The sequence below is a fragment of the Rheinheimera aquimaris genome (assembly GCF_020531985.1).
GTDB classification, from domain to species: Bacteria; Pseudomonadota; Gammaproteobacteria; order Enterobacterales; family Alteromonadaceae; genus Alishewanella; species Alishewanella aquimaris.
On record NZ_JAJAVQ010000003.1, the window covers coordinates 657,385 to 670,213 of the forward strand.

Annotated in this window: 10 protein-coding genes; 2 read left to right on the forward strand and 8 right to left on the reverse strand. The window is 49.6% G+C overall.

Annotated elements, in window-relative coordinates; translation table 11 throughout:
- Window positions 1-44: 44 nt before the first annotated feature.
- The 4 genes from LHL18_RS12250 to metB form a co-directional block, all read right to left on the reverse strand.
- Window positions 45-2,948 carry a diguanylate cyclase gene (locus LHL18_RS12250; protein ID WP_226767290.1) on the reverse strand — a complete coding sequence of 968 codons (2,904 nt, stop codon included), beginning with the start codon at window positions 2,946-2,948 and terminating at the stop codon, window positions 45-47.
- Between the two features lie 246 nt (window positions 2,949-3,194).
- A complete protein-coding gene (gene metF / locus LHL18_RS12255; protein ID WP_226767291.1) occupies window positions 3,195-4,094 on the reverse strand; it encodes a methylenetetrahydrofolate reductase in 900 nt (299 codons plus the stop codon).
- 13 nt (window positions 4,095-4,107) lie between these two features.
- Window positions 4,108-6,492 (reverse strand): bifunctional aspartate kinase/homoserine dehydrogenase II, encoded by a 2,385-nt coding sequence (gene metL, locus LHL18_RS12260; protein ID WP_226767292.1) that lies wholly within the window; start codon window positions 6,490-6,492, stop codon window positions 4,108-4,110.
- A gap of 6 nt (window positions 6,493-6,498) precedes the next feature.
- Complete coding sequence (gene metB / locus LHL18_RS12265; RefSeq protein ID WP_226767293.1) at window positions 6,499-7,758, reverse strand: cystathionine gamma-synthase; 1,260 nt, start codon at window positions 7,756-7,758, stop codon at window positions 6,499-6,501.
- Window positions 7,759-7,939: 181 nt separating this feature from the next.
- Here metB and metJ point away from each other — a divergent pair, with 181 nt between their 5' ends.
- Window positions 7,940-8,275 (forward strand): met regulon transcriptional regulator MetJ, encoded by a 336-nt coding sequence (metJ, locus tag LHL18_RS12270; protein ID WP_027670223.1) that lies wholly within the window; start codon window positions 7,940-7,942, stop codon window positions 8,273-8,275.
- A gap of 60 nt (window positions 8,276-8,335) precedes the next feature.
- Here the strand turns inward: metJ and rpoH are convergent, their stop codons facing one another.
- From rpoH to ftsY, 4 genes are all read right to left on the reverse strand, one after another.
- Window positions 8,336-9,187 (reverse strand): RNA polymerase sigma factor RpoH, encoded by an 852-nt coding sequence (gene rpoH / locus LHL18_RS12275; protein WP_134052044.1) that lies wholly within the window; start codon window positions 9,185-9,187, stop codon window positions 8,336-8,338.
- Between the two features lie 125 nt (window positions 9,188-9,312).
- Window positions 9,313-10,296 carry a permease-like cell division protein FtsX gene (gene ftsX / locus LHL18_RS12280; protein ID WP_226767294.1) on the reverse strand — a complete coding sequence of 328 codons (984 nt, stop codon included), beginning with the start codon at window positions 10,294-10,296 and terminating at the stop codon, window positions 9,313-9,315.
- On the reverse strand, window positions 10,293-10,979 hold the full coding sequence (gene ftsE / locus LHL18_RS12285; protein WP_134052048.1) for a cell division ATP-binding protein FtsE: 687 nt from the start codon (window positions 10,977-10,979) through the stop codon (window positions 10,293-10,295). The genes ftsX and ftsE overlap by 4 nt, the downstream gene beginning before the upstream one ends.
- Window positions 10,980-10,981: 2 nt before the next feature.
- A complete protein-coding gene (gene ftsY / locus LHL18_RS12290; protein ID WP_404817936.1) occupies window positions 10,982-11,929 on the reverse strand; it encodes a signal recognition particle-docking protein FtsY in 948 nt (315 codons plus the stop codon).
- Window positions 11,930-12,200: 271 nt separating this feature from the next.
- Here ftsY and rsmD point away from each other — a divergent pair, with 271 nt between their 5' ends.
- Window positions 12,201-12,815, forward strand: a complete 615-nt coding sequence (gene rsmD, locus LHL18_RS12295) for a 16S rRNA (guanine(966)-N(2))-methyltransferase RsmD (RefSeq protein WP_226767296.1) — start codon at window positions 12,201-12,203, stop codon at window positions 12,813-12,815.
- The last annotated feature ends 14 nt before the right edge of the window (window positions 12,816-12,829 follow it).

Here is a 12,829-nt window from a genome sequence, read left to right on the forward strand (position 1 = left end):
AATTATTATTCTGTTTTTATGAATTTTTATACAAAATGACTTATTCACTCTGCGATATTTATCCTATTTCTGCCGTCTTGCTTCGCACAGTACAAAGCCGCATCGGAGCGCGACAATAATTTATCGTGATGAATCTCACCGGCGTAGCACGCAATGCCCATGCTGGCGGTAATACGTAAATCGACAGAAAACTCAGAGCAATCTATTTGCATGACTGCCAGCCTTATCCGTTCACAAATCTCAGCTGCCGCTTTTAGATCGGTGTCTGGCAACAAAATTGCGAACTCTTCTCCTCCCCACCTGGCAACAGTATCATTTGCCCGGCAAAGCCCGCATATAACCCGGGCTACCAGTTTTAAGATTTCATCACCAATGCTGTGGCTAAAGGTATCATTAACCAGCTTGAAGTGGTCTATATCCAGCAGCACCAGACACAAAGGCTGGTCGCTTCTGCGTGAGCGGGCACATTCTCTTGTCAGCGCTTCATCAAAAGCCCTGCGGTTTGCTAACCCCGTTAACGCATCCAATCGTGCCTGTTGTTCAAACTCCTCGGCCTGCTGCTTAATTTGCAGCATTAGTTCAGAACGTTGTTTGTCCACAGCGCGCAGATGATCAGTTTGCTGCTGCAGCTCTACAGTTTTTTCTGCCACTTGCCACAGTAGCCTCTGTTCACGCCTGCGCAGAGCCTGCAAGCGCCAGCGCACTAAAAGCCCGGTCAATAATATGACGGCCAGAATAGCAACAGTCCAAAAATCTGCCCGTTGCCAGAAGTGTGGCAGGATCACAAAGCTAAACCTGGCGTCATGTTCGCTCCAGCTGCCTTGTGGATATGCAGCCCTTACGGAAAACCGGTAGTGCCCCGGAGGCAAGTTGGTATACTCAGCTGTATTGTTACTGCCCCGTTCGACCCAGTTGTCATCGAAGCCATTTAGCTTAGTGCTGTATTGTATACGTTGCGGCATGATAAACCCGAGGCCGGCAAACTGCAGCTCAAGCCTGTGGGTACCCGCTGGCAATTGTATTTCCTGCTGCAGTGGTACCGGACTGCCATCGACTTTTATTCCTTCAACCACAACAGGAGGAACATTGACAGCAAAGCGCTTTAAATCATCTGGTTTTATAACGCTGACACCTTTTGATGTCGCGAACACAATGCTGCCATCGGCTGACAACGTAGCAGCCTGCATCGAACCGCCATTTGTTTGGGCACTTTGCATACCATCACTTTCGCCAAACAACTCGTAATCCACCGTCGGTCGCTCACCGGCAAGAAATTGGTCCACTTGCGCCCTTAACAGCCGTATCACGCCCCTATTGCTGCTAAGCCAGATGTTATTATCGCGGTCTACCACAGCCTGAAACACCTTATCAAAGGGTAAGCCTGCTTCACGTCCGATGATTTGCAGCCGTCCGGAGTTAAGATGATAAGCCACCAGCCCTCTGTCTGTTGTCATCCACAAAATATCGCTTAGCGGATCAGAGGCGAAGCCAAAAGCATACTCGGCACCGTCCAGTCCGCTAAAATCGAGCGCGCTGATCGTGCCAGAAGGTTGCATTATTGCGACGCCGCCGCCGGTACCGATAAACAATCTGCCATCGCTGTGTTTATAAAGCGCCATAACAAAAGGGGTGGGTAAGCCATCTTCTGTTGTGAAACTAAGCACCCCACTGTTACTGATGAAGTTTAACCCCTGCCCGGTGCCTACCCAGAGACTGCCATCTGCCTCAGGTAAAACTGCCCGCACCTCATTCGCCAGCAAGCCCGTGTTACGGTCATACTTGTGCGTTACAACACCGTTCTGGTAGCGCAACACACCATCCGTATAAGTACCAATCCAGACTGCTCCATCCTGAGCTTCTGTCAGACTCAGCACAGACTGTCCTTTGCTTGCAGCGGTCAAGTCCAGAGTGGTAAAACCCGTTTCATCACGTACCGTGAGCCCCTGACTAGTGCCAACCCATAAGGTGTTATCAGAGTGCGCCAGCACGGCCCTGACATAATCTCCGGCGAGGCCATTTTCCGCAGTGTAGGTAACAAAAGGGGCATCTCTGAGACGGAACAGACCACCATTGGTGCCAACCCAGATGCTTTTTTCACGATCGAGGAACAACGATAAAATACGATTATTAGGTAAACCACCAGTCATGCTTAACGTTTCAAGCCCCTGATCACCAAAACGTAACAGCCCGCGATCGGTGGTTCCTATCCAGATGAATTTATTTTGTACCAATAGCGCCGATACCGGCATATTTGCTAAAGCAGCAGAGAACAGCCGGGTCGCTCCCTGATTAAGGGTAAACAATCCGCGCTCAGTGCCAATCAACATACTGTCTTCGTATTGACGAAGTGCAAATACCGGTACTGCGGGCAAATCCGCAACTTTATGTATTTGAGGCTCTGCCAGATTAGTATCCAGCCAGAATAATCCCCGGCCGGTTCCTACCCACAGCCGGCCTTGCTCATCAAGCTGAAGGCTGTGTACAACATCACTGCCCAAACCTTGCACTTGAGTATATTGCTGGCGACTGCCATCGACCTGTTGCCGGAACAAGCCCAGGCCTTCACTGGCCAGCCATAAAGCACCGTGCTGATCTTCCGCTATCGCATTTAACAGCACGTTGTAGGGCGCCCAGCTCACCCAACCGGTTTCAGTGCGTTTACTTACGCCACCTCTTGCACCAGTGAGCAACACGTCGCCATGATTGTCGGTGCCAAGAAACCGGATACCAGAGTCAGGCAACCCGGTGACAGGGCCGCGGCCAAACACTTTGAACTCACGGCCATTAAAGCGGACAGCACCTTCCCAGGTTCCAAGCCACAAATAGCCGTCGTTACTTTGGGTAATACTATTGATAGTGTTGTGAGGTAAGCCGTCACGGGTTGTCCAGCTTTCCTGGAAATAATGGCTTAGTTTGGCTTGACCAGCGCCAGCGCTTGACGCCAACAATAATAGAAAAATGCTAAAAGCTGTAGATGTTCGCCTAAGCCTAAGCGCAAAGCTCACGTAACTATGCAGATAAAAGCAGCGTCCAAGCACTTCAAACATCGCAACGCATCCCTGTTGATTAAGCAATTGCTAAAGCAATACCATCGCCCAGATTACCCGAAATATGTTTAAGCGCCAAGTCGACGAAAGTCGCCTTGCTAACAAAAAAGCCCGCAATAAAGCGGGCATTTACTGTTCTGATAAGCCTTAAACGGCGATTTGTGGCCTGACACCAAGCAAATGACAGATAGCGTAGCTTAACTCACTGCGGTTTAACGTATAAAAATGAAAATTGCTTATTCCTTCCCGGCTTAACACTTTCACCATTTCCATCGCGATATTGGCCCCCACCAGATTTCGGGTGGCCGCATCGTTCTCTAACCCTTCATAGGCTTTGTGCATCCATTGCGGTACGGCCACATTGGTCAATGCAGCAAACTTCTGTAACTGCTGAAAATTCGTCACCGGCAAAATGCCCGGAATAATGTCGACATCAATACCAATTGCCGCACAGCGATCGCGATAACGTAAAAACTTTTCTGTGTCGAAGAAAAATTGCGTGATGGCACGTGACGCGCCGGCATCGACCTTGCGCTTTAGGTTAAGCAGATCGAACTGGGCATTCGGCGCTTCCGGATGTATTTCAGGGTAAGCTGCCACTGAGATATCAAAATCAGCGACAGAGCGCAGTATCTCCACCAGATCCGCAGCATAAAGCGCAGGCTTTTCGGTACTGCCCGGTGGCAAGTCGCCACGCAGCGCTACGATATGCCGGATACCGTTCTGCCAGTAATCTTTGGCTATATCGACCAGTGTCTGTTTCGTCGCATCAACGCAAGTTAAATGCGGCGCGGCAATTAAGCCGGTACGCTGCTTTATCGATTTGATAATGTCATGGGTTCTATCCCGCTCACCCGAGTTTGCACCATAGGTTACCGATACAAAAGACGGTGCTAACGGCGCTAAGCGCTCAATAGACTGCCACAATGTTTGTTCCATCTGTGCGGTCTTAGGCGGAAAAAACTCGAAACTGACGTTAACCTTGCCATCGATATCTTGCAGGTTGCGGTTAATTGCTTCTAAATATTGTGCATTTGCAAATGCCATAGTCATTCTCTTTTTACGTCAGTACAGCTGGCAGCTTAGTTTTGCCAGTAAGTTGATTAACCAGCACAGCAAGATCGGTGTGCAAACCGCCTGCTGTCACGACTTTGCCTGCTCCCGGTCCTTTCAGCACTAAAGGATTGTCGTTATACCAGTCAGAGCGGATAACAAAAACGTTGTCACAAGGCGCGATAGCGGCCAGTGCATGCCCGGCTGATACCTGCTGTAACGAAACATCAGCCCGGACGCTGCCGTTGCGGATTGATAAACAAGCTACATAACGCAGCACTTTTCCGCCTGCCTTAGCTTGGGTCAGCAACTGTGCCAGCTCAGCATCGAGTAAGCTGCGTCTGGCCCAAAAGTCCTGCCAGCTGCCGTTTTCAAGTCCTACCGGCAGTAAAGGCTGTAGCCGGATATCATCCAGTTCCAGCGAAATACCAAGCTCGCGGGCCAACACCAGCAATTTACGCTGCACATCTTTGCCGGATAAATCATCGCGCGGATCAGGTTCTGTCAGGCCAGCCTGACGGGCATCCAGCACGAAGTCAGAAAATGGCTTGCTACCATCAAACTGACACAGCAACCAGGACAGCGTACCGGAGAAAATACCACTGACCTCAGTAATGTTATCGCCGGCACTGATAAGTTCCTGCAGCGTGCGCTGCACCGGAATACCTGCACCACAGGTAGTATTGGTTAGCCATTGCTTGTTGTGGAACTGTCCGGCTCGCTTGATTTGCAGGTATTCAGTCTCAGGCAAAGTAACTCCCTGCTTGTTAGCGCTGATAATGTCGCAGCCGGCAGCGATAAAGTCTGGATATAACCTGGCAAAAGCCTGGCTAGGGGTAATATCAACCAGCACTTTGGGTTCTGGCAATGCAGTCAGGTAGGCAGATAGTTGCTGCGGGCAGCAACTATCGCTTTGCGCCAGCAAAAGCTGCCACTGACTGATGTCTAAATTATCTGCCAACAGTGCTTGTCTGGAATTCAGTACACCAGCCAGTTGCAGCTGTACTTTAGTACTCAGACGCTTTTGTTGCACCATCAGCATTGACAGGAACTCTGTGCCGACATTGCCGGTACCTGCTACCACTACCCTCAACGAGGGGGTGTGTGGGATCAGTTGTTGATGTACTTGCTGCAATACGTCGCTGCTTAGTGGTCGTGCCAATAACCAAATCACTTGCTGTTCATTTTCATAGCGGTGCAACACGGCATGTGGCTGCAACACGCTATCAGCCTGAGCAGGTAACACTGGATCGGCACCTTTTAACCATGCTAAAGCGCAGTAGCGCTGCGTATCCCACACCGCATGAATATCAGCGTCGGCTAAGCAAGCAAGCGCTTGCTCGGCACATGCAGTCGGCAGCAGCCAGCACAGGTTATCACCTTGCTGCGGCAGCGAAATCACCGGCTGTTGTAGCTCCAGTGCCAGCCGCTCGGCACTAAGTGCAATATCAGAGTGCAGTGTCAGTAGGGTGACATCGTTGAGTTCAGTTATAAAACTTTGTCTACCAGCAACTTGCTGTACAACACGGCAACCTGGCAATTGTGGCTCGTAACTGCTGCGAACCCTCAAAGCTGTTTGCGTGCCGCTAAGCGGTGCCAAGGTACGGGCATGCAACACCGGATTGCCCAGTTGGGCCAACTGACACGCCTGATGCCAGCTCACCTGTTGGTAGGGTATGGCTGCAACGACTTTACGTGGGTCGGCACTGTAAATTGCCTTCACATCTGTCCAGATGGTGACTTCAGTAGCATTTACCAAAGCACCAACCAGCGTGGCCGAATAATCGCTGCCATTGCGGCCTAGGGTAATACTGCGGCCTTTTTCGTCACGCGCAATATAGCCGGTCACAACATGTATATGCCCAGGCAAAGTTAATGTGCTCAGCAAAGCTGTTGATTGTGTTAAGTCTGGCTGATGTCGCTTTAAACGCAAAAAATCACGAGCATCCAGTGCAGTAGCACTAAGCTGCCGTTGCCGTAAAATAGCACTTAATAACGTGGTAGATACCAGCTCGCCGATCGCCAGTACATCGTTAAAGCGCTTCTGTGTTAGCGCATCCGGTACCTCTGCCAACCAGTGTTTCAGTTTAACGCTGACTTCAGTGGCATCAGCTGCAGGCAATGCCGCAGTAATAAGTTGCTGCAATTGTTTTTGTAAAGCAGTAAGTGCCTGATCACGTGAGACAGTATCATCCGCACAGGCAATAATATGCAGTAAAGTATCTGTCGTATCACCCGGCGCGGAGACAACAACCCACAGTTGGTGTTGCGGATCTTGCTGCTGAATAATATCAGCCACCGCACTAAACCGGGCGGCACTGGCTAAGCTGCTGCCGCCAAATTTATGAACCTGCGTAGTATTTAGCTGCGTTTGCGTTGCATTTTTAAGCATCGTTTTTTACCAGAAAGCACTGAGTGCCGGGTTTAACCGGAACTGCTGTTGTTCATTGGACGTGTTTGCTGTAACGGGTGCTGCCTGGTTAACCGTGTTTTCGACAGCGCCGGCTACTGCATTGAACGCCTGCTGTAGATCCGCCAACAGATCATCGACATTCTCAATACCAACTGACAGGCGGATTAACGTCGGGCCGATACCAGCAGTTTGCTGGGCGGCTGCGTCCATAGAAGCATGCGTCATACTGCCTGGGTGACAAATCAGGCTTTCAATACCGCCCAATGACTGCGCAAGCGTAAAAAGACGTAACGCAGAAAAAAATACCGGCAGTACACTGGCATTCGCAGCAAGATCAAAACTGCACATAGCGCCAAAGCCACGTTGCTGTGATTTAGCAATAGCATGGCCGGGATGATCTTCCAGCCCCGGGTAATACACTTTTGCAACCAGCGGTTGTTTAGTCAAAAAGGCGACGACTTTGGTAGTATTTTCCTGCTGCAAGCGCAAACGCGGCTCCAGCGTGCGCAAACCACGTAACGTCATATAGCAGTCAAACGGCGCTCCGGTGATACCCAGGCAATTGGCCCACCACTTTAGTTCATCCCCCTGTTGCTGGTCTTTGCATATCAGTACCCCGCCAACAATGTCGCTATGGCCATTGATATACTTGGTAGTTGAATGCACAACAATATCCGCACCTAATGCCAGGGGTTGCTGCAGTACCGGAGATAAAAAGGTGTTATCAACCACCACCAGTGCAGCTAGGCTTTTCGCCAGCTCACAGACAGCTTTAATATCGGTAATTTGCAGCAGAGGGTTTGATGGCGTTTCCAGCCAAATCATCTTTGCCCCTGTCGACCGGATTTGCTCTGCCCAGCCAGGCTGCTGAAAGTTAACAATAACTAATTTGAAAGCGTGTTTGCGCTGCGCCAGATTAGTAAACAGGCGATAGCTGCCGCCGTAGCAATCATGCGGGATAACCAGAGTATCGTCCGGTGTCAGCAACTGCAGCGCAAGTAAGCAGGCAGACATACCGGTACTGGTAACAATTGCTTTAGCGCCGCCTTCAAGTTCAGCCAGGGTTTCGGCCAGTAAATCTCTGGTAGGATTATTTGAGCGCGAATAATCGTATTGGCCCGGCTGCTTAAAAGCTTTTAATTCATAGGTTGAGGTTAAATACAGTGGCGGCGTCACTGCGCCAAAGGCAGTGTCCTGAGCTATACCGGCACGGGCAGCAATGGTCGCGGCTTGACGCTTTGACATGGGAAACCTCATTTAGATGTTTAGACGTCTAAAAGTATAATGATAGAAATAAAGATGTCAAACCATTTAGCCGTCTATAATGATTATTTACTGCACACTATTTGACTGAGCGGCATAACAAGATAGAATTTCGGCACTTGCGCAAGCAATACAACATAATGACTAAATACAAGGTAACCATATGGCTAAGTGGAATGGGGAATATATTCACCCGTACGCGGAACACGGTAAAAAATCAGAACTGGTAAAAAAAATCACCGTATCTATTCCGCTGAACGTATTAAAGGTACTGACCGATGAACGTACACGCCGCCAGGTAAATAACCTGCGACACGCGACTAACAGCGAATTGCTGTGTGAGGCTTTTTTACACGCTTTTACCGGCCAGCCACTGCCTGCCGATGAAGATTTACGCAAAGACAACCCACATCAAATCCCGACAGAAGTGCGGCAGATCCTGACCAGTATGGGCAAACCTATTCCGGTCATTATTGAAGCTGACAGCGACGAAGAATAAGCTGAGAAGTAAGCATAAAAAAACCGCCTGCTGGCGGTTTTTTTATTTTGTGAATACGTTTCAGCTCATTGCAGCCTGTAACTTCTTCATGGCATTTTTCTCAAGCTGACGCACACGTTCTGCAGACACATTATAGCGATCTGCCAGCTCTTGCAGAGTCAGCTTGTTGTGATCCAACCAGCGGGCGCGGATAATATCCTGACTGCGGTCATCAAGGGTACGCATAGCCGCCTGTAGTCTGTCTGTGGCAGCGTTGTCCCACTGATCTTCCTCTACCCGGTGTGCCAGGTCTGAGGCTTTGTCTTCTAAATAATATACCGGTGCAGTGTAGGCGGCTTCGTCATCTTCATCCGGCGCATCAAACGGCATATCATAGTTACTCATACGTGCTTCCATCTCACGTACTTCATGCTCTGCCACGCCCAGTGATTCAGCGACGTTTTTCACTTCTTCCTGATTAAACCAGCCTAAATGCTTTTTCGCCTTACGCAGGTTAAAGAACAGTTTGCGCTGCGCTTTGGTCGTCGCAATTTTAACAATGCGCCAGTTCTTCAACACATATTCATGAATTTCAGCTTTGATCCAGTGCACAGCAAACGATACCAGACGCACACCCACGCTGGGGTCGAAGCGTTTAACCGCTTTCATCAGACCGATGTTACCTTCCTGAATCAAATCACTGACCGGCAAACCATAACCAGAATAACTGCGGGCAATATGTACGACAAAACGCAGGTGCGACATAATCAACTGACGGGCGGCCTCTAAGTCACCATTCTGATGCAGGCGTTCGGCCAGGCTACGCTCTTCTTCTGCGCTGAGCATAGCAATGGAACTGACAGCATGAGTGTAAGCTTCCAGACTGCTGCTGGCGGCTACCGGTAACGACATCATTTCTGCTGAATCGCTCATTTTTGTGTCCTGTCCTAAACTAAGTGAACCGATATTAGCACTCTTTGACAGAGAGTGCTAATTTTAGTTGCGGCAGTTTTTAGATCTGCTTATTCTAAAAATTCAGATGTAATAATTAAATGCTATTAAGGGCCGGTAGGTTCAATGGCACTGATATGCCGCCGGACAGAAAGGTAAGAACCGCTAAGGCCAAGCAGTACCGCCAGTAACATCAGGCTGAAAAACTCGCCCATGCTCAGCGACATTAGATTAAACTCACTGTCATACAGCGATGTAACACTGGCGATAGCGCCCTGCAACCACCACAGCATGGCTTCAACAATCAGAAACGCCAGTAAACCGCCAAATACGCCATACCAGATACCGCTGTACAAAAAAGGCCGCTGAATAAAAGCATCGGTTGCACCTACCAGCTTCATCACCTCTATTTCGTCTTTCTTATTCATAATAGATAAGCGAATGGTGTTGCCGATGATTAACAGCACTGCACCTAACAGCAACACTGCTATGACTAATACAGCCTGCCGTAACAGGCTGACAATCGCATCAAGCCTCGTCAGCCAGTCAATATCAAGTTTGCCAAATTCTACAATACGCTCTTTTGATAACCGCTCCAGCAACTGACGTGCGCTGTCTGCACTGGTATTTTTTGGCAGTACCAATAGCACATCAGGTAAAGGGTTTTCAGTCAGGTAATTAAGTGCCGCGCCAAAACCACTGACTGCACCAAATTCCGCCAGTGCTTGCTGCTTACTGATATGAGTTACGCGGGCAATATCACTGTCAGCCTGCAGAATTTTTTGCAGGCTGCTGATTTGAGTAGCATTGGTACCCTCACGGATAAACAGGCTGATTTCAGCTGCCTGCGTAAAACTGTCACTGACCTGCTGCACATTTTTTACCAGCAAATGCAACGTAGCCGGCAAGGTCAGGCTAACACCCAGCACACCTATAGTCAGTATTGACGCCGAGGGCGTACGCCATAGCTCGCCTAAACTGAAGAGTGCCTGGCGCACATGGTTAACCCAGAACATCACAAAACGCCGGCCTAACCCCAGCTTATGATCAGACGCACCACTGCTGACACGGCCGGAAAACAGAATACTCATAGCGGGGCTTCCTCATACTGCAGCAAACCATCATTGATCATTTTTCCCTGCCGCAGTGTCAGCGTACGGTACTTCATGCGGGCAACCAGTCCTAAATCGTGCGTCGCTACCAATACCGACACCCCAACCTGATTAAAGGCTTCAAATACCTGCATAATGTCTTTGGATAAATCCGGGTCCAGGTTACCGGTAGGCTCATCGGCCAGTAATAGTGGTGGTTTATTTACTACTGCACGGGCAATACCAACACGCTGTTGCTCCCCGCCCGATAAAGTATGCGGCAGGCAACGGACTTTATCCAACAGCCCCACTTTATCCAGCGCAGCATGTACCCTTTTCACCATATCCTTACCGCTGAAGCCTTCAATCACCAGCGGCAGTGCAACATTATCAAATACGGTGTGGTTCATTAATAAGCGGTGATTCTGGAAAATAATGCCAATATCCCGACGCACATAAGGGATATGCGCACGGCGGATACGGCTAAGGTCCACATCATTGATTAACACTTTGCCGACACTGGGCCGTTCAATCAGGCTAATCAGTTTAAGTAAGGTACTTTTACCGGCGCCAGAGTGCCCGGTCAGAAAAGCCATTTCGCCTTTCTCCAGCTTGAAACTCACTCTGTCCAGTGCAACAAAGCCACCCGGATAACTTTTACTGACCTGATCGAACTCCAGCATCTTTATACTTCCCTGCTAAACAACGCGCGGATAAAGTCCTGACTGTTGAATACGCGTAAATCATCAATACCTTCGCCCACGCCGATATAGCGCAGTGGCAATTTAAACTGATCGGCTATCGCGAAAATCACACCGCCTTTTGCCGTACCATCCAGCTTGGTTAAACTGATACCGGTCAGTTGCACAGCTTCATTAAACACCTTCGCTTGGTTTAACGCGTTCTGGCCGGTTCCGGCATCTAATGTCAGCATCACCTCATGTGGTGCTGCCGGGTCAATTTTCTGCAGTACCCGGACAATTTTCTTCAGCTCTTCCATCAAATGCGCTTTGTTCTGCAAACGGCCCGCCGTATCAGCAATTAACACATCTACCTTACGCGCTTTAGCCGCCTGATAAGCATCAAAAATCACCGATGCACTGTCAGCTCCAGTGTGCTGGGCAATCACCGGAATATGGTTGCGCTCGCCCCATACCTGCAGTTGCTCGACTGCTGCCGCGCGAAAAGTGTCTCCGGCTGCCAACATGACCGATTTACCCTGCTGCTTAAACTGCTGAGCCATCTTACCGATAGTGGTGGTTTTACCGACGCCATTAACGCCAACCATCAGAATAACAAAGGGGCCAGCCGGGTTCACCGGAGTAAGCGGTTGTTCAACATCTTGCAGCAATGCAGCCATGTCATGCTGCAACTTATCAAACAACAGCGCAGAATCTTTCAGTGCTTTGCGATCAGCATGCTGCTCCAACTGACGGATCAATTTCTGCGTAGTATCGACACCAACGTCAGCCAACAGCAACTGGGTTTCCAGCTCTTCATACAGTTCATCATCTATTTTGCGGCCGCTAAACAAACCAGCCAAACCGGCGCCCAGGCTCTGGCTGGTTTTTGCCAGGCCCTGCTTTAAGCGGGAAAAAAATCCGGCTTTTTTAACCGGTTCAGCCACGGGCATTATTTGCTCTATCGGCTCAGTGGTGACAATCGGGCTTTCAGACGCAGTGACTTCAGGTTCAGCAGCATGCTGCGCGACTTCATCAACCGGGTTGACAACATGCTCATTTTGCTCAGGCGCAGGCGTTTGCTCTGGCTGTTCGTCTTTACCCAGACCAAGCCAGGAAAACAGTTTATTTTTTTTGCTCATAAGTCCAAGTGTATGCAGATAAAAACTCAGGTAAACTTGGCCGTTATACTAACACCTTTGTGTTAAAGGCAAAACGGATTAGATGAAACAGCTAAAATCAGCAGCAAAACGCCCAGGCAAGCGCCAGGCCGCTGTGTCAGGCGCGCCTGGCGAAGTCAGAATTATTAGCGGGCAATGGCGTGGACGAAAGTTAACAGTGTTGGACGCAGAAGGGCTAAGGCCCACAACTGACCGGGTGAAAGAAACCCTGTTTAACTGGTTGATGCATGATATCGACGGCGCAGCGGTACTTGACTGCTTTGCCGGCAGCGGTAGCCTGGCATTTGAAGCACTATCGCGCCATGCAATTAGTGCAACCCTGATTGAACGTGAAGCGGCACAAGCCAGACAACTGCAGCACAACATCAGCAAACTCAATTGCAATAATGCCAGCGTCATTCAGCAGGACAGTTTAAGCTACTTAAACACTGAGGCCTCTGCCCGGTTTGACGTGGTTTTTATCGACCCACCCTTTCGTAAGGATCTGGCCCTGCCGTGCTGCCAGTTACTGGAGCAATATAACTGGCTGGCAGACAATGCGCTGATTTATCTGGAAACAGAAAAAGAACTGCCAATAGCGCAACTGCCTGCTAATTGGCGGTTATTGAAGGAAAAAGTTGCAGGGCAGCTGGCGTACAGGTTGTATCAGCGCGGCTAGCTACCGCGCCGTTT